The organism is Pantoea sp. Ep11b, from assembly GCF_040783975.1.
Lineage (GTDB): Bacteria > Pseudomonadota > Gammaproteobacteria > Enterobacterales > Enterobacteriaceae > Pantoea.
On record NZ_CP160631.1, the window covers coordinates 1,150,543 to 1,169,858 of the forward strand.

Annotated in this window: 17 protein-coding genes; 11 read left to right on the forward strand and 6 right to left on the reverse strand. The window is 56.4% G+C overall.

Annotated features, from left to right (window positions below; all coding sequences use genetic code 11):
* Positions 1-99: 99 nt before the first annotated feature.
* Positions 100-894, reverse strand: a complete 795-nt coding sequence (btuF, locus tag AB1748_RS05275) for a vitamin B12 ABC transporter substrate-binding protein BtuF (protein ID WP_111140270.1) — start codon at positions 892-894, stop codon at positions 100-102.
* Entirely contained in the window at positions 887-1,585 is a 699-nt protein-coding gene (gene mtnN, locus AB1748_RS05280; RefSeq protein WP_111140269.1) for a 5'-methylthioadenosine/S-adenosylhomocysteine nucleosidase, read from the reverse strand. Before mtnN ends, btuF begins: the two co-directional genes overlap by 8 nt.
* Before the next feature lie 92 nt (positions 1,586-1,677).
* Between mtnN and dgt the strand changes: the two genes are divergently transcribed.
* The 3 genes from dgt to AB1748_RS05295 all read left to right on the forward strand — a co-directional run bounded on the left by dgt (position 1,678) and on the right by AB1748_RS05295 (position 6,077).
* A complete protein-coding gene (dgt, locus tag AB1748_RS05285; RefSeq protein WP_111140268.1) occupies positions 1,678-3,168 on the forward strand; it encodes a dGTPase in 1,491 nt (496 codons plus the stop codon).
* Between the two features lie 134 nt (positions 3,169-3,302).
* Positions 3,303-4,736: a serine endoprotease DegP gene (gene degP / locus AB1748_RS05290; protein WP_111140267.1), complete on the forward strand. Its 1,434-nt coding sequence runs from the start codon at positions 3,303-3,305 to the stop codon at positions 4,734-4,736.
* A gap of 183 nt (positions 4,737-4,919) precedes the next feature.
* Positions 4,920-6,077, forward strand: coding sequence for a CdaR family transcriptional regulator (locus AB1748_RS05295; RefSeq protein ID WP_111140266.1), 1,158 nt, complete (start codon positions 4,920-4,922; stop codon positions 6,075-6,077).
* Positions 6,078-6,137: 60 nt separating this feature from the next.
* On the opposite strand, the gene AB1748_RS05300 is transcribed toward AB1748_RS05295, so the two are convergent.
* The 4 genes from AB1748_RS05300 to map form a co-directional block, all read right to left on the reverse strand.
* A complete protein-coding gene (locus AB1748_RS05300) occupies positions 6,138-6,530 on the reverse strand; it encodes a DUF3461 family protein (RefSeq protein ID WP_010254085.1) in 393 nt (130 codons plus the stop codon).
* A 224-nt stretch (positions 6,531-6,754) separates the two neighbouring features.
* A complete protein-coding gene (dapD, locus tag AB1748_RS05305) occupies positions 6,755-7,579 on the reverse strand; it encodes a 2,3,4,5-tetrahydropyridine-2,6-dicarboxylate N-succinyltransferase (protein ID WP_111140291.1) in 825 nt (274 codons plus the stop codon).
* A gap of 83 nt (positions 7,580-7,662) precedes the next feature.
* Positions 7,663-10,317, reverse strand: coding sequence for a bifunctional uridylyltransferase/uridylyl-removing protein GlnD (gene glnD / locus AB1748_RS05310; RefSeq protein ID WP_367396096.1), 2,655 nt, complete (start codon positions 10,315-10,317; stop codon positions 7,663-7,665).
* Positions 10,318-10,383: 66 nt separating this feature from the next.
* Complete coding sequence (gene map / locus AB1748_RS05315) at positions 10,384-11,178, reverse strand: type I methionyl aminopeptidase (RefSeq protein ID WP_111140264.1); 795 nt, start codon at positions 11,176-11,178, stop codon at positions 10,384-10,386.
* 316 nt (positions 11,179-11,494) lie between these two features.
* On the opposite strand from map, the gene rpsB reads away from it, so the two are divergent.
* The 8 genes from rpsB to rseP all read left to right on the forward strand — a co-directional run bounded on the left by rpsB (position 11,495) and on the right by rseP (position 19,313).
* Positions 11,495-12,220, forward strand: coding sequence for a 30S ribosomal protein S2 (rpsB, locus tag AB1748_RS05320; RefSeq protein ID WP_139805878.1), 726 nt, complete (start codon positions 11,495-11,497; stop codon positions 12,218-12,220).
* Positions 12,221-12,400: 180 nt separating this feature from the next.
* Positions 12,401-13,252, forward strand: coding sequence for a translation elongation factor Ts (gene tsf / locus AB1748_RS05325; protein ID WP_111142279.1), 852 nt, complete (start codon positions 12,401-12,403; stop codon positions 13,250-13,252).
* 157 nt (positions 13,253-13,409) lie between these two features.
* Complete coding sequence (gene pyrH, locus AB1748_RS05330) at positions 13,410-14,135, forward strand: UMP kinase (RefSeq protein WP_128084920.1); 726 nt, start codon at positions 13,410-13,412, stop codon at positions 14,133-14,135.
* A gap of 143 nt (positions 14,136-14,278) precedes the next feature.
* Complete coding sequence (frr, locus tag AB1748_RS05335) at positions 14,279-14,836, forward strand: ribosome recycling factor (RefSeq protein WP_111140582.1); 558 nt, start codon at positions 14,279-14,281, stop codon at positions 14,834-14,836.
* Positions 14,837-14,947: 111 nt separating this feature from the next.
* Positions 14,948-16,144, forward strand: coding sequence for a 1-deoxy-D-xylulose-5-phosphate reductoisomerase (ispC, locus tag AB1748_RS05340; RefSeq protein WP_367396097.1), 1,197 nt, complete (start codon positions 14,948-14,950; stop codon positions 16,142-16,144).
* A 181-nt stretch (positions 16,145-16,325) separates the two neighbouring features.
* On the forward strand, positions 16,326-17,078 hold the full coding sequence (ispU, locus tag AB1748_RS05345) for a (2E,6E)-farnesyl-diphosphate-specific ditrans,polycis-undecaprenyl-diphosphate synthase (protein ID WP_009091989.1): 753 nt from the start codon (positions 16,326-16,328) through the stop codon (positions 17,076-17,078).
* Positions 17,079-17,096: 18 nt separating this feature from the next.
* Positions 17,097-17,954 carry a phosphatidate cytidylyltransferase gene (cdsA, locus tag AB1748_RS05350; RefSeq protein ID WP_128084921.1) on the forward strand — a complete coding sequence of 286 codons (858 nt, stop codon included), beginning with the start codon at positions 17,097-17,099 and terminating at the stop codon, positions 17,952-17,954.
* 12 nt (positions 17,955-17,966) lie between these two features.
* A complete protein-coding gene (gene rseP, locus AB1748_RS05355) occupies positions 17,967-19,313 on the forward strand; it encodes a sigma E protease regulator RseP (protein ID WP_111140585.1) in 1,347 nt (448 codons plus the stop codon).
* The last annotated feature ends 3 nt before the right edge of the window (positions 19,314-19,316 follow it).

The following is a 19,316-nucleotide window of genomic DNA, read 5'->3' on the forward strand; positions in this document are numbered from 1 at the left end:
GGCGCATAAGCGCTGAAAGGACGGCGAGCTTACGTGGCGCGTCCGTCTCTGCTAGTGTTTAACGGCAAAAATTGTAGGGACTTTAGTCAATTCGCTGATTTACTGATCAGGGTGCAGGGCTGCACAGAGCTGTCGGGCCGCCAGCAGCAGTCGCGGGCCTGGTCGGCTGAGCCAGTCTTCGTTGATGGCGATCACCGGCACGCTGAGCTGTGGCCGCCAGAATGCGCGGATGTTCTCCGCCTGTCGGGCGCTGCCCGCGATCACAATGGCCTGCGGATGGCGCATCAGCACCTGCTCACGGCTGACTTGCGGCCAGCTGACGCGGCTCTCTGCAAAGATGTTGCTGCCGCCACATAACCGGATCACCGCATCCTGCAGCGTGGCGCCGGAGGCGGTAAACAGCGGCTGCTGACCAAACTGCAGAAAAAGCGGAACGGCAGGGAGGTGGCTGTAGTGCTCACGCAGCGCGGCGGCCTGTGCGCGCAGCTGCTGTGCGGCCTGCGTGGCCTGTGCCGGGGTGGGGCTCCAGCGGCCCAGATCGGCCAGCGCCGTGAACATCTCATCCAGCGTCTGCGGATCGATCCATTTCACGGTCACTCCGAGCTGCTGCAGCTGCGCAATCTGACGCTGCGGATTGCCGCCACGCCAGGCCAGCACCAGATCTGGCTTCAGCTGCAGAATACGTTCGGCCCGGATGCCCTGCCAGTTAGCGACCTGTTCAATCTGTTTCGCCTGTGGCGGATAGTCGGACCAGGCGCTGACCGCAACCGGCGTGATCCCGGCGGCAAAGGCGAGTTCGGTCAGATGGGGAGCGAGGGTGATCACACGGGGCGGGGAAGCGAACAGGCTGCCGCTGAACAGCAGCAGCCAGCAGAAGAGCCGCGTTTTAGCCACGCGCCAGATGCGCCAGCAGGTTCTCCACCATCAGCGAAGATTGCTTCGCCGCAACGCTTAAGAACTCATCAAAGCTGAGGTGAGATTCCTGATCGGCGACGTCGGAGATCGCGCGCACCACCACGAAAGGCACCTGGAACTGATGGCAGACGTGGCCGATCGCGGTCGCTTCCATCTCAACGGCAATCGCCTGCGGGAACTGATGACGGATACGCGCCAGCGGCGCCGCACCATTGATAAAGGCATCACCACTGACCACCAGACCGCGCACGGCATTCAGGTTCAGCTGTTTAATGCAGGCTTCCGCCGCCGCGACGAGCGTGCTGTCGGCCACAAATGCGGCCGGACAACCCGCCATCTGACCTGGCTCATACCCAAATGCGGTGACGTCCGCATCGTGATAGCGCACCTCTTCGGAGACCACGATATCGCCGACGCTGAGTGTGGAGGCTAAGCCGCCCGCCGAACCGGTGTTGATCACCAGGTCAGGCTTACAGAGCTGCAGCAGCAGTGTGGTACCCAGCGCGGCAGAGGTTTTACCAATGCCCGATTTCAGCAGTGCCACCTCAACGCCCTGCAGGGTGCCGGTATAAATTTCACAACCCGCCAGCGACAGCGTCTGACGGTTTTCAATTTTGTCGCGCAGCAGGGTAACTTCCTGCTCCATCGCGCCAATGATGCCTGCTTTCATAATGCGTTCCGCTAATGTAAAGAATCAAAATTTAGGGCATAGTCTAACATGGCAATCCGGGGATTAATTCACGAAAAAGTCAGGGGTAATTCATGTCGGCGATTAATTTCAGGAAGAAGATCAGCTTCTCGCGCCCTTATACCAGTCGAAAAGATCCGGAAGGCGAATATTACATTACGCGTCATTTTGAGAGCGACCGCGGACGGATTATCAACTCCGCCGCCATCCGCCGCCTGCAGCAGAAAACCCAGGTTTTTCCACTGGAGCGTAACGCCGCCGTCCGCTCCCGCCTGACGCACTCGCTGGAGGTGCAGCAGACCGGGCGCTATATCACCAAAGAGATCCTGCAAACCCTGAAGATGCAGGGCGGGCTGGCGCAGTATGGCCTGGACGAGCTGGAAGGGGCATTTGAGAGCCTGATTGAGATGGCCTGTCTGCTGCACGACGTGGGTAATCCGCCATTTGGCCATTTTGGCGAGGCGGCCATTAACGACTGGTTTGAAGAGCATCTCGCCGCCGAGCTGGTGGATCCGCTGGTGGCGGGCGTGGAAGGGGAGGCGCAGCGCAGGGCGTTCGATCAACTCAACGCGATGATTCGCCAGGATCTCTGTCACTTTGAGGGCAACGCGCAGGCTATCCGCATGGTGCACACGCTGCTGCAGCTCAATCTCAGCTATTCGCAGGTCGCCTGCATCCTGAAATATACCGCCCCCGCCTGGTGGCAGGGAGAAAAGCCCGCCGAATTTAGCGTATTAATGAAAAAGCCGGGCTTTTATCTCTCCGAACGGGATTATATTGCTGACCTGCGCGCCGCCACCAATATGGAAGAACATCACCGCTTTCCGCTCACCTATATAATGGAAGCGGCCGATGATATCTCCTACTGTATTGCAGATTTGGATGACGCTGTAGAAAAAGATATCTTTAATGTTGAAAGTTTGTATGAGTTTCTGAATAAAGCCTGGGGGCCGGTTAAAAATAATGATGCGTTCAGCCGGACGATTGGCGAAGCCTGGCGTGAAGCCTGCAGTAAAAAACGCCGCAGCCGCAGCGATCAATTTTTTATGTCATTACGCGTAAATGTTCAGAGCGTACTGGTCAGCTACGCCGTGAAACGTTTTGTTGATAATCTGCCGGCGATATTCGAGGGAAGTTTTAATCATGCGCTGCTGGAGGATGAGGGAGAAGAGGGGCGTCTGTTGCAACTGTTTAAGACCGTTGCGCGCCAGCAGGTGTTTAACCATTCCGAAGTGGAGCAGCTGGAGCTGCAGGGCTACCGGGTGATCAAAGGCTTACTGGAGATCTATGCGCCGCTGATGCGCCTGAATTATGAAGCCTTTACCACGCTGATAAATGAAGATTTTCTGCGTCAGCACCCCATCGAAACCCGGCTTTTCCACAAGCTCTCCGGCAAACATCGTAAAGCCTATCTGCATAAGATGCGTAATCTGGTGGTGGAGCATAAATATCAACGGCTGTTGTGGGAACGTTATTATCGTTTCCGGCTTATTCAGGATTATATCAGCGGGATGACCGATCTCTATGCATGGGATGAGTACCGGCGACTGATGGCCGTAGAATAAGCCGCCGATTGTAAAGAGCGCGAATAAATTTTTACCTTTAGCTTAAACTTTTAAAGGAACTTCGCGCTAAAACACTTATCTCACCTTTCGACCACAGCAATGGTCTGAACAGTAATCTTATTGAGAAACGAAAAATGAAAACAAAGACCTTGATGTTAAGTGCGCTGGCATTGAGCCTGAGCATGGCCCTCGCCCCTGTTACTGTTTCTGCTGCACAAACGGCCTCATCCGACAGTCTGCAACAGCCAAGTCTGGCGCCCATGCTGGAGAAGGTGATGCCCTCTGTGGTCAGTATCAGTGTCGAGGGGACCACCACGGTGAAAACCCCGCGTATGCCGCAACAGTTCCAGCAATTCTTTGGCGATAACTCGCCTTTCTGCCAGGACGGTTCTCCGTTCCAGAGCTCACCGATGTGCCAGAGCGGTGAGGGCGGCGGCGCGCCTGCGCCCGATACACAGCAGGAAAAATTCCGGGCGCTGGGTTCGGGCGTCATCATTAATGCCGAAAAAGGCTATGTGGTCACCAATAACCATGTGGTCAACAATGCGACCAAAATTCAGGTACAGCTCAGCGACGGTCGTCGCTACGACGCCAAAGTGATCGGGAAAGATCCCAGCTCAGACATCGCGCTGGTTCAGCTGAAGGATGCTAAAAATCTTACGGCGGTGAAAATCGCGGACTCCGACAATCTGCGCGTGGGCGACTACACCGTGGCGATCGGCAACCCTTACGGCCTGGGCGAAACCGTGACGTCCGGTATCGTTTCGGCGCTGGGCCGCAGCGGCCTGAACGTGGAAAACTACGAAAACTTCATCCAGACGGATGCGGCGATCAACCGGGGTAACTCCGGTGGTGCACTGGTCAACCTCAACGGTGAGCTGATCGGGATTAACACCGCCATTCTGGCACCGGACGGCGGCAATATCGGTATCGGCTTTGCGATCCCGAGTAACATGGTGAAAAACCTGACGGCTCAGATGGTTGAGTTTGGTCAGGTGAAACGCGGCGAACTGGGCGTGCAGGGTACGGAGCTGAACTCCGAGCTGGCAAAAGCGATGAAGGTCGATGCACAGCGCGGCGCCTTTGTCAGCCAGGTGCTGCCAGGTTCGGCGGCGGCCAAAGCGGGCATCAAAGCGGGTGACGTCATCGTCTCGATGAACGGCAAACCGCTTAGCAGCTTCGCGTCGCTGCGCGCCGAAGTGGGTTCACTGCCGGTGGGCACCACGCTGAAACTGGGGCTGCTGCGCGACGGCAAGCCGGTTGACGTCTCCGTGCAGCTGCAGCAGAGCAGCCAGGCGAAAGTGCAGTCCGCCACCATCTATAACGGCATTGAAGGGGCGGATCTCAGCAATGTCGACACCGGTGACAAGGGCGTCCGCGTGGATAACGTGAAACCGGGCAGCGCCGCAGCACGCATCGGCCTGAAAAAGGGCGATGTGATCCAGGGCGTTAACCAGCAGGTGGTGACCAACCTGGGTGAACTGCGCAAAGTGCTGGATACCAAACCTTCCGTGCTGGCGCTGAATGTGAAACGCGGTGACAGCAGCATCTATCTGCTGATGCAGTAAGGGTTTATCCCTCACACAGAGGCGGACTGCGGTCCGCCTTTTTTATGTCCGCCGTTCACCCCGTCAGAGTGTGATGCTGACCGCAGATTCGGTAAATGCCTCCCCGGCTCTGTGCAATTGCACAATGCTCTGCGCAGAGCGCATGCGTATTCTGTTTCTCCCTCTCTTTATCAGGAGTAACGGATGGCAACCTATCACCTTGATGCCCGGCTGGCGCAGGATATTGTGGCACGCACCATGAAGATTATTGACAGCAACGTCAATGTGATGGATGCGCGCGGCCGCATCATCGGCAGCGGTGACCGGGAGCGCATTGGAGAGTTGCACGAAGGCGCGCTGCTGGTGCTCTCTCAGGCGCGGGTGGTCGATATCGATGAGGCGGTGGCTAAACATCTTCATGGCGTGCGGCCCGGCATTAACCTGCCGCTGCGGATTGATGGCGACATCGTCGGCGTGATTGGCCTGACGGGGGAACCGGTCGCCTTACGTCACTATGGCGAGCTGGTCTGTATGACGGCGGAGATGATGCTGGAACAGGCGCGACTGCTGCATATGCTGGCGCAGGATAGCCGTTTGCGTGAGGAGCTGGTACTGAACCTGATCCGCAGCGATACCCTGTCGCCGCAGCTGACCGAATGGGCGCAGCGGCTTGGGATCGATCTCAATCAGCCGCGCGTGGTGGCGGTACTGGAGATCGACAGCGGTCAGCTCGGCGTTGACAGTGCGATGTCGGAGTTACAGCAGTTGCAGACCCTGCTGACGACCCCTGAACGCGATAACCTGATCGCCATCGTGTCGCTGACGGAGATGGTGGTGCTGAAGCCCGCCCTGAATGCGCACGGACGCTACGACCAGGAGGATCACCGCCGTCGCGTCGAGCAGCTGTTGCAGCGGATGAAAGAGAGTGGCCACCTGCGGATGCGCATCGCGCTGGGCAACTTTTTCAGCGGGCCGGGCAGCATAGCCCGCTCTTACCGGACGGCGCGCACGACGATGATGGTCGGTAAGCAGCGGATGCCCGACGTGCGCAGCTATTTTTATCAGGATCTGGTGCTGCCGGTTCTGCTCGACAGCCTGCGTGGTGGCTGGCAGGCCAATGAACTCGCCCGGCCTCTGGCGAAACTCAGGAGCATGGATAACAACGGTCTGCTGCGCCGGACGCTGATCGCCTGGTTCACCCACAACGTTCAGCCGGGTGCCACGGCGCGCGCGCTGTTTATTCATCGCAATACGCTGGAATACCGGCTGAACCGGATTTCAGAGCTGACCGGGCTCAATCTGGGCCAGTTTGACGATCGGCTGCTGCTCTATGTGGCGTTGCAGCTGGATGAGCAGGGATGAGGCGAGGAGAGGGGAGATAAAAAAGGCCAGCAACGCTGGCCCCATCTGTCGGCGGGAAAATTAACGACCGTTACGGGTTAATTTTTCCAGATCCGATTCGATTTCAGTAATCTTGTGCGAGACCACGCTCTCCAGATGACGCAGATCATCCAGGATCTTACGTTTCAGATCCACTTCAACCTGGTCGCGCTGGCAAATCTGGTCCAGCTCATCGATCACATAACGCAGATTCGGGCTGATTTCCTGCACTTCTTTGTAGCCCTGAGTTGCGTGATCGGCCACGACCGTTTTGCGCTGGCGCGGATATTTGAATTTCACGCTCTTCGCGAAAAACTCGCCTTTATCTTTGCGGAAGTAAATTTTCAGAATGTCGTTGTTGGCTTCCTGACGCAGGCTGTAGCGGTCGATATCGTCCGGATTACTGATTCCTAAGCTTTTCAGATTGTCATACATAGCGTTGTTTCCATCAAAAGTGAGAAGCGCGCAGGTTTGTTCATGACGTCAGACAACTGTAGACATAAAGCAGCGGGATGAACATTGCGCGACAGGATTTAACTGGCGCGGATTATGACCTGGATGAAAACTAAACGCACCCGATCCTTCGCGGCGCGAAGCAGGCTGATTGAGAATGGCTGTAAAGAAAAGATGACGGGCTGGTTTCCAGCCCGTCACTGAAATCAGTCGATGGTGCGCAGCAGTTCGTTGATGCCGGTTTTGCTGAGGGTTTTTGCATCCACCTTTTTCACGATCACGGCACAGTAGAGGCTGTAGCTGCCATCTTTGGACGGCAGATTACCGGAAACCACCACCGAACCGGCAGGAACGCGACCATAATGCACTTCGCCGGTTTCACGGTCATAGATTTTAGTGCTCTGACCGATATAGACACCCATTGAGATCACTGAGCCTTCTTCAACAATCACGCCTTCAACGATTTCAGAGCGTGCGCCGATGAAGCAGTTGTCTTCGATGATAGTCGGGTTAGCCTGCAGCGGCTCCAGCACGCCGCCAATACCAACGCCGCCAGAGAGGTGAACGTTTTTACCGATCTGTGCACAGGAGCCCACTGTCGCCCAGGTGTCTACCATAGTGCCTTCATCCACGAAAGCGCCGATGTTGACGTAAGAAGGCATCAGCACCGTGTTGCGGGCGATGAATGCACCCTGACGCACCGCCGCAGGCGGCACCACGCGGAAACCGGCCTCTTTGAAGCGCGCCTCATCCCAGCCCGCAAATTTCATCGGCACTTTGTCGTAAAAACGGGTTTCAGCGCCTTCCATCACCTGGTTGTCATTGATGCGGAAAGAGAGCAGCACGGCTTTCTTCAGCCACTGATGCGTTACCCACTCGCCGTCGATCTTCTCTGAAACACGCAGTGCGCCGCTGTCCAGCAGCGCGATCACCCGGTTGATGGCATCACGGGTTTCGCTGTCGACGCTGGTCGGGGTAATGTCAGCGCGACGTTCGAAGGCGGATTCAATAACGCTCTGTAACTGTTGCATATTTTTTTCCTGATCTGTCATGTGCGGTGCCGGGCACTATCCCGGCACAAGTAAAGAAATGAATGTTTACCAGTCGGGTCGGGTCACACTTTATCGTTTGGATTAAGGGCCTCTGTCAACCGTTGTTGCAACGCTGTGCGCATTTCTTCGTTCAGCGCCTGCCGTTCACTGTTGGCCAGAATAAACAGATCCTCGACCCGCTCGCCAATGGTGCTGATGCGGGCGCCGTGCAGTGAAACCCCCAGATCGGCGAAGACTTCCCCGACCCGCGCCAGCAGACCGGGCTGATCCAGCGCCACCAGCTCCAGATAGCTGCGACGGTCGGTGTGCGTCGGCAGGAAGTTGACCTCGGTATCCACGCTGAAATGTTTAAGCCGGGCCGACGGGCGACGGGTGCGCGGCGGCACCCACTCGGACTGAGTGATCGCCTGCTCCAGCGCCTGAATGATCATCGGGTGACGATCCGGCGAAAGCGGGCTGCCATCCGGCTCCAGCACGATAAAGGTATCCATCGCCATGCCATCGCGGCTGGTGAAGATTTGTGCGTCGTGCACGCTGAGATTGCGGCGATCCAGCTCACCGGCCACGGCAGCAAACAGATGTGGCCGATCGGGACTCCAGATGAAAATTTCGGTGCCGCCGCGCGTGGCGTGCGGGCTGACCAGCACCAGCGGTTTTTTCAGGTCGTGAGCCAGCAGGTGGCGGGCGTGCCAGGCGATCTGATTTGGCGTATGGCGCAGAAAATAGTCGGCGCGGCAGCGATTCCAGATCTGGTGCAGCCGCTCTTCATCGATGTTATCCATCCGCAGCAGCGCCAGCGCCTGCAGGCGATGATGGCGTACCCGCTCGCGCAGATCCGGGCTGTTCTCCATGCCGCGTCGCAGCTGCTTCTCGGTGGCGAAAAAGAGCTCGCGCAGCAGGCTCTGCTTCCAGCTGTTCCAGAGGCTTTCGTTGGTGGCGCAGATGTCGGCCACGGTCAGACAGACCAGATAGCGCAGCCGGTTCTCATTCTGCATCACCTCGGCAAACTGCTGGATCACCGTCGGGTCCTGAATATCGCGCCGCTGCGCCGTCACCGACATCAGCAGATGATGGCGGACCAGCCAGGCCACCAGCTGCGTCTCCCGTGAGTTCAGACCATGCATCTCCGCGAAGTCGAGCGCATCCTGCGCGCCGAGAACCGAGTGATCGCCGTTGCGACCTTTGGCTATGTCGTGCAGCAGGGCGGCCATCAGCAGCAGCTCCTGCTGCGGCAGACGCGGCCATAACTCCACGCAGAGCGGATGCTGTGGCCGCGTCGCTTCGCTGGCAAAGCTCTCCAGCTTCTGCAGAACCCGGATGGTATGCTCATCGACGGTGTAGGCGTGAAACAGGTCAAACTGCATCTGTCCGACGATTTGGCCCCACAGCGGCGTGTACGCCCACAACACGCTGTGGCGATGCATCGGCACCAGCGCCCGGCTGACCGCGCCGGGATGGCGCAGGATCGACATAAAGGTTCGCCGCGCCTCGGGGATCTGGCACAGCGGCTGACTGAGATGCCGACGCGCATGGCGCAGCTGGCGCAGGGTCGTGGAGTAGATGCCTTTGATATTGTCGTTGCGCACCATGACGTAGAACATGCGCAGAATGGCCTGCGGCTCGCGTCTGAACAGCGTTTCGTCGCGCAGGTCGATCAGGTCGCCACGCAGCTGGAAATCGTCATCGACAGGGCGGGGTTTTTCGCTGGTGGAGAGTGCCAGAATCGCCTCATCAAACAGCTGCAACAGCATCTGATTCAGTTCGTTGATGCGCCGGGTGACCCGATAAAAATCCTTCATCATCTGCTCAACCGGCGCATTGCCTTCGCCCTGATAGTTCAGGCGCTGTGCCACGCTGAGCTGGCGATCAAACAGCAGGCGGTTGTCGTAGCGCGGCAGCGAGAGATGCAGAGCAAAGCGGATGCGCCAGAGAAATTCCTGACATTCGTTGAGTTCGCTGCGCTCCGCGTCAGTGAGAAAGCCAAAGCCGACCATCTCATCCAGCGTGGTGGCCCCGAAGTGGCGTCGGGCGACCCACTGCAGCGTATGGATATCCCGCAGGCCGCCGGGGCTGCTCTTGATGTCCGGCTCCAGGTTGTAGCTGGTGCCGTGATAACGCTTATGGCGCTCCTGCTGCTCCTCAATCTTGGCCGCAAAAAAGGTGGAGGAGGGCCAGAAGCCGTCGCTGAAGATATTCTTCTGTAACGCCAGAAACAGCGCCACGTCGCCGGTGAGCATCCTGGATTCAATCAGGTTGGTGGCCACGGTGAGATCCGAGAGCCCCTCCAGCAGGCACTCCTCCAGCGTACGGACGCTGTGGCCCACTTCCAGCCGGAGATCCCACATCAGCGTCAGCAGTTCGCTGGTGCGCTGCGCGGCCTGTTCGTCCAGCGGCTGACGGCTAAGGATCAGGACATCAATATCTGAGAGCGGATGCAGTTCGGCCCGACCATAGCCGCCCACGGCAACCAGCGCAATCGCCGGCATCTCCGCAAAACCAAAAAAGCGCCACAGGCGACACAGGAGCCGATCGATAAACAGCGTGCGCGCATCAATCAGCGACTCCACCGCTTCGCCCGCATCAAACGCGGCAGCCAGATGCTGCTGAAACTGTTCCAGCCGCAGCTTCAGGCTGTCGCGGGTCAGCTGGTCGTCACTCCATCCGGCCGGGGAATCGGCCAGACCGCTCTTCACATCTTCCGACAGACTCACGCTCATGCAGCTCTTCTCTTTTTTAGCCAAAAAAAAGCCGGCTCAGCGCCGGCTTGATCTGTAATCGGGGAATTACCCTTCGGCGACGAGCACAGCAGGCAGCGTGTCATCTTTACGCAGGGTTAAAATCTCACAGCCGTTTTCCGTCACCACAATAGTATGCTCATACTGCGCGGACAAGCTGCGATCTTTGGTTTTTACCGTCCAGCCATCTTTCATGGTGCGGATGCGGTAATCGCCGGCGTTGACCATCGGCTCAACCGTAAAGGTCATGCCCGCCTGCAGCACCACGCCGCCGTCATCGGCATCGTAGTGCAGTACCTGAGGCTCTTCGTGGAATCCTTTGCCAATGCCATGCCCGCAATATTCCCGCACCACGGAGAAGTCGTTCGCTTCCACATATTTCTGAATCGCGCGGCCCAGCTCGCGCAGACGGATGCCGGGCTTAATCAGACGCAGGGAAAGATAGAGGCTCTCCTGGGTGATGCGGCACAGGCGCTCGCCCTGGATCGTCGGTTTGCCGACGATAAACATCTTAGAGGTATCGCCGTGATACTCATCTTTGATGACGGTGACATCGATATTGACGATATCGCCATCTTTTAACGGGCGATCGTCGCTGGGGATGCCGTGGCAGACCACTTCATTCACCGAAATGCAGACCGACTTTGGAAAGCCGTGATAGCCCAGACAGGCAGAAACCGCCTGCTGCTTTTGCGTGATGTGCTCGTGGCAGATGCGATCCAGCTCACCGGTCGTCACACCCGGCTGAACATAGGGTTCGATCATCTCCAGCACTTCAGCGGCCAGGCGGCCCGCAACGCGCATTTTTTCGATTTCTTCAGGGGTTTTGATTGAAATTGCCATTAAATTAATCCGCATTTGTCGAAAATTTCGACAATAATGAACTCTGTGCTGTCATGTTAGCAGCCCGTAAATGGGCTGCCAAATAGAGAACGCACTGGCCCCGGGCCGTGATCATTTATTGGCGTCCCCTGGCTGGTTGTGGTATAAAGCGCGCCGACGATTCTCTGTATGGCCGTTTCGGTCAGCAGGAAACGCATAACTCTCATTATGTGTAATAAAACACACATGTATCGACACATACGCCGGGGTGCCTTGAAAGAGGTCGGTCGTATGGGATACATGGAGGCCCAACCCCAATCAAAATTCAGAGGTAATCATGGCAACTGTTTCCATGCGCGACATGCTCCAGGCGGGTGTTCACTTCGGTCACCAGACCCGTTACTGGAACCCAAAAATGAAGCCATTCATCTTTGGTGCGCGCAACAAGGTTCACATCATCAACCTTGAGAAAACTGTCCCTATGTTCAACGAAGCGCTGGCTGAACTGAACAAGATCGCTTCCCGTAAAGGTAAGATCCTGATCGTAGGTACCAAACGCGCTGCTGCTGAAGCGGTAAAAGAGTCTGCACTGAGCTGCGACCAGTTCTTCGTCAACCACCGCTGGTTAGGTGGCATGCTGACTAACTGGAAAACTGTTCGTCAGTCAATCAAGCGTCTGAAAGATCTGGAGACTCAGTCTCAGGATGGTACTTTCGACAAACTGACCAAGAAAGAAGCACTGATGCGTGCGCGTGAACTGGCCAAGCTGGAAAACAGCCTGGGCGGTATCAAAGACATGGGCGGCCTGCCAGACGCGCTGTTCGTTGTTGATGCCGATCACGAACATATCGCAATCAAAGAAGCAAACAACCTGGGTATCCCGGTATTTGCTATCGTTGATACCAACTCTGATCCAGATGGCGTTGATTTCGTTATCCCAGGTAACGACGATGCGATCCGTGCTGTAAGCCTGTACCTGACTGCCGTTGCGACTACCGTTCGCGAAGGCCGCTCTCAGGACCTGGCTGAGCAAGCTGAAGAAGCGTCTTTAGAAAACGCTTAATAAGGTTTGCTCTGCATAAGAGCCCTTAGCATTCAGATGTGATCTGTAAGGGGCCTGTACTGGCCCCTTTATTTTATCTAAGTCTGTCACGCTCCCAACCGGACGGCGGGACAGAAAAATTTTCCGCAAATAAGTGTCTGCTGGTGCAAACGTACACAGGCACGAACCGAGGATTCTGGAATGGCTGACATTACCGCTGCATTGGTAAAAGAACTGCGTGAGCGTACTGGCGCTGGCATGATGGACTGCAAAAAAGCGCTGACTGAAGCGAACGGCGACATTGAGCTGGCGATTGAGAACATGCGTAAGTCTGGCGCAATCAAAGCAGCGAAAAAAGCAGGCAACGTTGCTGCTGATGGCGTAATCAAAACCAAGATCGTTGGCGACTACGGCGTGATTCTGGAAGTTAACTGCCAGACTGACTTCGTGGCAAAAGATGGCGGTTTCCAGGCATTCGCAGACAAAGTTCTGGAAGCAGCTGCTGCCGGTCGCGTTACCGACGTTGAAGTTCTGAAAGCGCAGTTCGAAGAAGAGCGCGTTGCACTGGTTGCTAAAATCGGTGAGAACATCAACATCCGTCGCGTTGCAATTCTGGAAGGCGCAGAGCTGGGCAGCTACCTGCACGGCGCACGTATCGGCGTTCTGGTTTCCGCTACCGGCGCGAACGAAGATCTGATCAAACAGATCGCGATGCACGTTGCTGCAAGCAAGCCTGAGTTCGTTAAGCCAGAAGACGTTTCTGCTGACGTGGTTGAGAAAGAGTACCAGGTTCAGCTGGACATCGCGATGCAGTCTGGCAAGCCAAAAGAGATCGCAGAGAAGATGGTTGAAGGCCGCATGAAGAAATTCACCGGCGAAGTCTCTCTGACCGGTCAGGCTTTCGTTATCGACCCAAGCAAAACCGTTGGCCAGGCTCTGAAAGAGCAGGGCGCTGACGTCATCAACTTCATCCGCTTCGAAGTGGGTGAAGGCATCGAGAAAGTTGAGTCTGACTTTGCTGCAGAAGTTGCAGCCATGTCCAAACAGTCTTAATGCTCTGAAAGAACCGCCATCTGGCGGTTCTTTTTTGTCTGTGCACCGCAACAGGCACGTTTTCAGTTTCATCCCAATAGCAATTTCATCGCGGTAAGCGGATGATCGATCAGAATTTACTTCTCTTTTACACCCAATCTTCCAGGAAGAACTGACCATGGCGACCAACGCAAAACCTGTTTATCAACGTATCCTGCTTAAACTCAGCGGTGAAGCCCTGCAAGGCGCTGAAGGTTTTGGTATCGACGCGAGTGTGCTTGACCGTATGGCACAAGAGGTAAAAGAGCTGGTTGAACTGGGCATCCAGGTTGGCGTGGTGATTGGCGGTGGTAACCTGTTCCGTGGCGCAGGCCTGGCACAGGCGGGGATGAACCGTGTGGTGGGCGACCACATGGGTATGCTGGCAACCGTCATGAACGGTCTGGCGATGCGTGATGCGCTGCACCGCGCCTATGTGAACGCACGGCTGATGTCAGCGATTCCACTGAATGGCGTCTGTGACAACTACAGCTGGGCAGAGGCGATCAGCCTGCTGCGCAATAACCGCGTGGTGATCTTCTCCGCCGGTACCGGCAACCCGTTCTTCACCACAGACTCTGCGGCGTGTCTGCGCGGCATTGAGATTGAGGCGGACGTGGTGCTGAAGGCGACCAAGGTCGATGGCGTCTACTCTGCTGACCCGGTGAAAAACCCGGACGCTACCCTCTATGAGCAGCTGACCTATGCCGAAGTGCTGGATCAGGAGCTGAAAGTGATGGATCTCGCGGCCTTTACCCTGGCGCGTGACCACAAATTACCTATCCGTGTTTTCAACATGAATAAGCCTGGCGCGCTGCGTCGCGTAGTGATGGGTGAAAAAGAAGGCACCCTGATTACGCATTAATACCCGAGGCGAGATAAAATAAGGTATATTCTGTCAGCGCGATGATAATGCATCGCGCACCAGTCAGGATTATCGATGATTATCGATCCCGCTTCCGGTTACGCCGGAACTGGCCAGGTCAAACCGAATCCAAGGGTTTCAACGTGATTAACGACATCAAAAAAGATGCTGATACGCGCATGGAAAAATGCGTGGAAGCATTCAAAACCACCATCGGCAAAGTGCGCACCGGTCGTGCTTCACCTTCGCTGCTCGACGGCATCGTCGTCGAATATTACGGCACGCCGACGCCACTGCGTCAGCTGGCTTCCGTTACCGTGGAAGATTCACGCACGCTGAAAATCAACGTGTTTGATCGTTCACTGAGTGCGGCAGTCGAAAAAGCGATCATGAAGTCTGATCTCGGCCTGAACCCAAGTTCAGCCGGCACCGACATTCGTGTTCCGCTGCCTGCGCTGACAGAAGAGCGTCGTAAAGATCTGATCAAAATCGTGCGCGGCGAAGCCGAGCAGGGCCGTGTGTCGGTACGTAACGTCCGTCGCGATGCCAACGATAAGATCAAAGCGCTGCTGAAAGACAAAGAGATCAGCGAAGACGACGAACGTCGTGCGCAGGATGAAGTACAAAAAATGACTGATGCGTACATCAAGAAAGTCGATGCCGCACTGTCAGAAAAAGAGACGGAGCTGATGGATTTCTGATCCCATCACTGCCCGACAAAACGCCGTACAGAGAGGTATTCGTATGAATGCGACATCTGGCGGCGTTTTACATTGTGCCTGCGGGCACGCTGACTTCACACGGATAGCCTCATGAAGCGATTAACTCTGCTGGGATCTACCGGCTCGATCGGCACCAGTACGCTGGCGGTGGTTCGCGCCAATCCGGCGCTTTATCAGATCACGGCGCTGGTCGCCGGTCACAACGTCTCGCTGATGGCCGAACAGTGTGCGACCTTCAGACCCCGCTACGCCTGTATGGCAGACGACGCCTCTGCGGCGGCATTGCGTGAGCGACTGAGAGCAATCAGCGTCGAAACTGAAGTGCTCTCCGGCGTTCAGGCAGCCTGCGAACTGGCCGCGCTGGACGAGGTGGATCAGGTGATGGCGGCGATTGTGGGCGCCTCGGGTCTGCTGCCGACACTCGCCGCCATTCGCGCGGGCAAAACGGTCCTGCTGGCCAACAAAGAATCGCTTGTCACCTGCGGCCGTTTGTTTATGGAGGCGGTGCGTCATCATCACGCACAGTTACTACCGGTCGACAGCGAGCATAACGCCATTTTTCAGAGTTTACCCGCTACCATCCAGCATCAGTTAGGTTACGCTGACCTGCAGGATAATGGCATTGAGTCGATTATCCTTACGGGATCGGGTGGTCCTTTTCGTGACACAGCGTTAGCGGATCTCAGCACCATGTCGCCGGATCAGGCCTGTGCACATCCGAACTGGTCGATGGGAAGAAAAATCTCTGTCGATTCGGCCACCATGATGAATAAAGGTCTTGAGTACATTGAAGCCCGTTGGTTGTTTAATGCCAGCGCAGCGCAGATGGAAGTGATCCTTCACCCTCAGTCGGTGATCCACTCCATGGTGCGATACTGCGATGGCAGCGTGCTGGCTCAGTTAGGTTCTCCCGATATGCGTACGCCGATTGCTCACAGCATGGCCTGGCCTTCGCGTATTCATGCAGGCGTGACACCGCTGGATTTTACCCGCATGTCGGCGCTGACCTTTGCAGAACCTGACTTCAGCCGCTACCCCTGTCTGAAACTGGCGATTGATGCCTGTGACGCAGGGCAGGCGGCGACCACCACGCTTAATGCCGCCAACGAGGTTGCCGTCGCGGCTTTCCTGAATCACCAAATCCGCTTCACCGACATTGCCGCCCTGAACAGCGCGGTGATGGCGGCACAGGTGTGTCCGGAACCGGATTCGGTGGACGCTGTCCTTGAAATCGATCGCATCGCACGCGCGCTGGCGACAGAAATGTTGCCGCGCTTCACGTCGTGAGGGCGATCGTTATGAGGCCATTTGTTCGCTTCAGGTGAAAATGGTATAGTCGCTGGCTCGCGTTTCACGGTCTGTCACCGGATTCGGTGTGACCCGGCACTCAGAGGGTGTCGGGATTTGAATCGGGCGCAATGTATTCAGAAACCACAGCATTTCTGATGAAAGGAATTGGTTAAGCGTTATGTCGTCTAACAATCACAACAACACTGATGACCAGCAGGGAAACGGTCCGCGTCACGTCGCTATCATCATGGATGGCAATGGTCGCTGGGCTAAAAATCAGGGAAAATTGCGGATTTCCGGCCACAAAGCGGGCGTTAAATCGGTACGTCGTGCCGTCAGCTTTGCGGTCAGCAACAATCTTGAAGCCCTGACGCTTTACGCCTTCAGCAGTGAAAACTGGAGTCGGCCGGCGCAGGAAGTCACTGCGTTGATGGAACTGTTTGTCTGGGCGCTGGATAGCGAAGTTAAAAGCCTGCACAAACACAACGTTCGTCTGCGCGTCATTGGCGATACCAGCCGTTTTAGCCCGCGTATTCAGGAACGTATTCGCCGTTCTGAGACGCTGACTGCAAATAATAGTGGCCTGACGCTCAACATTGCTGCCAACTATGGCGGCCGTTGGGATATTATCGAAGGCGTGAAAAAACTGGCTGAACAGGTTCAGGAAGGATTACTGCGACCTGACCAGATTACCGAAGAGAGCCTGACGTCGCAGCTCTGCATGCAGGAGCTGGCGCCAGTGGATTTAGTGATAAGGACCGGGGGAGAGCATCGGATTAGCAACTTCCTGCTGTGGCAGATTGCCTATGCTGAATTCTATTTTACCGATGTGCTCTGGCCGGATTTCGATGAACACGTTTTTGAAGGTGCACTGAATGCATTCTCTCTGCGGGAGCGTCGTTTTGGCGGCGCTGCACCAGGCGGCGCCTGAGCAATCTGGGGGTAACCTTTGCTGAAGTCTCGTCTGATTACCGCGTTGATATTAATTCCGCTGGTAATAGCTGCACTGTTCTGGTTACCGCCCGTAGGTTTCGCACTGACAACGATTGTTATCTGCATGCTGGCCGCCTGGGAATGGGGTCAGTTTGCAGGGATGGCATCACGCCAGCAGCGCGTCTGGCTGGCTGTACTTTGTGGTCTGCTGCTGGCGCTGATGCAGTTTACGCTGCCACCCTATCAGCACTCGGTGCATCTGCCGCAGATCGCGACATCGCTCTGGGCGTCGCTGGTGTGGTGGGTCGTTGCCCTGCTGCTGGTGCTCTCCTATCCCGCTTCTGCGGCCTTCTGGCGTCATTCGCGTCCGCTCCGTTTACTCTTTGGCGTCCTAACGCTGGTGCCCTTTTTCTGGGGCATGGTGGCGCTGCGTCAGTATCACTATGAAACCGATCACTTTGCCGGCGCCTGGTGGCTGCTGTTTGTGCTGCTGCTGGTATGGGGCGCGGATTCAGGTGCCTACATGTTTGGCAAGATGTTCGGCAAACACAAGCTGGCCCCAAAGGTCTCACCGGGGAAAACCTGGGAAGGGTTTCTGGGCGGCCTCGCCTCTTCTGCGCTGATTGCGCTGCTGTTTGCCTCCCTGGCACCGCTTACGGTCTCGGTGGGCACGCTGGTCATCTGCGCGGTCATTTCGACACTGGCCTCGGTGCTGGGCGACCTCACGGAGAGCATGTTCAAACGTGAAGCGGGCATTAAGGACAGCGGCAATCTGATCCCGGGTCACGGTGGCATTCTTGATCGCATCGATAGTCTGACTGCGGCGGTGCCGGTGTTTGCCTGTTTACTGCTGCTGGTGTTCCGCACCCTCTGAGGACAGGCAAAGATGTTGAGCATACTCTGGAGTTTTGTCGCCTTTATCGTTGCGCTGGGCGTACTGATTACGGTTCATGAGTTTGGCCACTTCTGGGTCGCTCGTCGCTGTGGCGTGAAAGTTGAACGTTTTTCTATCGGCTTCGGCAAGGCGCTCTGGCAGCGCCGTGACCGTCACGGCACCGACTATGTCATCGCGCTGATTCCACTTGGCGGCTATGTCAAAATGCTCGACGAACGCGTCGAAAGCGTGCCGGCCGAGCTGCGTCATCAGGCTTTTAACAACAAAGCCGTCTGGCAACGCGCCTCCATCATTGCGGCAGGTCCTGTCGCTAACTTCATCTTCGCCATCTTCGCCTACTGGGTTGTGTTTATTCACGGCGTCCCTGGCGTGCGCCCGGTAATCGGTGAAATTTTAAACGGTTCGGTGGCGGCGGAAGCTCAAATTACACCCGGCATGGAACTTAAGGCGGTTGACGGTATCGAAACGCCTGACTGGGATGCTGTGCGTATGGCGCTGGTTGGTAAAATCGGCGACAGCACTACCACGCTGACCGTGGCCCGATTTGGCGAAGAGGCGACGCAGCGGAAGCAGCTGGATTTGCGTAACTGGCAGTTTGAGCCGGATAAGCAGGATCCGGTTGCTGCGCTGGGGATTCAGCCGCGCGGTCCGCAGATTGAGACCACGCTGGCAGAAGTCCAGGCCAACTCGCCAGCCAGTGAAGCCGGTTTGCAAGCGGGCGACAGGATCGTTAAAGTCGATGGTCAGCCATTATCGCAGTGGCAGTCCTTTGTCACCCAGGTCCGGGATAATCCGGGCAAAAGCATGGCGCTTGAGGTGGATCGCGGTGGTGACTCCATTGCGCTGACGATGACGCCGGAAGCGAAGGCGGGCAGTAAAGCGGGATTTGCCGGTGTCATTCCGCGCATTATTCCGCTGCCTGAAGAGTACAAAACGGTAAGACAGTATGGTGCGTTTGCCGCTATCGGTGAGGCCAGTGTAAAAACCTGGCAGCTGATGAAGCTCACGGTGTCCATGCTGGGCAAATTAATAACCGGTGATGTGAAGCTGAACAACCTGAGCGGGCCGATTTCGATTGCGCAGGGTGCAGGGTTGTCAGCAGAGTACGGGTTGATTTACTACCTGATGTTCCTGGCGCTGATTAGCGTCAACCTGGGCATCATCAATCTGTTCCCTCTGCCGGTTTTAGATGGTGGGCATCTGCTCTTCCTGGCGATCGAAAAGATCAAAGGCGGACCGGTGTCCGAGCGAGTTCAGGACTTTAGTTATCGCATCGGCTCAATTCTGCTGGTGCTGTTAATGGGGCTTGCACTTTTCAATGATTTCTCACGTTTGTAACCG

Coding starts and splice junctions, on each gene's coding strand:
- dapD (WP_111140291.1), bottom strand. CDS start 7,579: ATGCAACAGTTACAGAGCGTTATTGAATCCGCCTTCGAACGTCGCGCT.
- ispC (WP_367396097.1), top strand. CDS start 14,948: ATGAAGCGATTAACTCTGCTGGGATCTACCGGCTCGATCGGCACCAGT.
- AB1748_RS05300 (WP_010254085.1), bottom strand. CDS start 6,530: ATGTATGACAATCTGAAAAGCTTAGGAATCAGTAATCCGGACGATATC.
- rpsB (WP_139805878.1), top strand. CDS start 11,495: ATGGCAACTGTTTCCATGCGCGACATGCTCCAGGCGGGTGTTCACTTC.
- tsf (WP_111142279.1), top strand. CDS start 12,401: ATGGCTGACATTACCGCTGCATTGGTAAAAGAACTGCGTGAGCGTACT.
- pyrH (WP_128084920.1), top strand. CDS start 13,410: ATGGCGACCAACGCAAAACCTGTTTATCAACGTATCCTGCTTAAACTC.
- ispU (WP_009091989.1), top strand. CDS start 16,326: ATGTCGTCTAACAATCACAACAACACTGATGACCAGCAGGGAAACGGT.
- AB1748_RS05295 (WP_111140266.1), top strand. CDS start 4,920: ATGGCAACCTATCACCTTGATGCCCGGCTGGCGCAGGATATTGTGGCA.
- degP (WP_111140267.1), top strand. CDS start 3,303: ATGAAAACAAAGACCTTGATGTTAAGTGCGCTGGCATTGAGCCTGAGC.
- glnD (WP_367396096.1), bottom strand. CDS start 10,317: ATGAGCGTGAGTCTGTCGGAAGATGTGAAGAGCGGTCTGGCCGATTCC.
- dgt (WP_111140268.1), top strand. CDS start 1,678: ATGTCGGCGATTAATTTCAGGAAGAAGATCAGCTTCTCGCGCCCTTAT.
- map (WP_111140264.1), bottom strand. CDS start 11,178: ATGGCAATTTCAATCAAAACCCCTGAAGAAATCGAAAAAATGCGCGTT.
- mtnN (WP_111140269.1), bottom strand. CDS start 1,585: ATGAAAGCAGGCATCATTGGCGCGATGGAGCAGGAAGTTACCCTGCTG.
- rseP (WP_111140585.1), top strand. CDS start 17,967: ATGTTGAGCATACTCTGGAGTTTTGTCGCCTTTATCGTTGCGCTGGGC.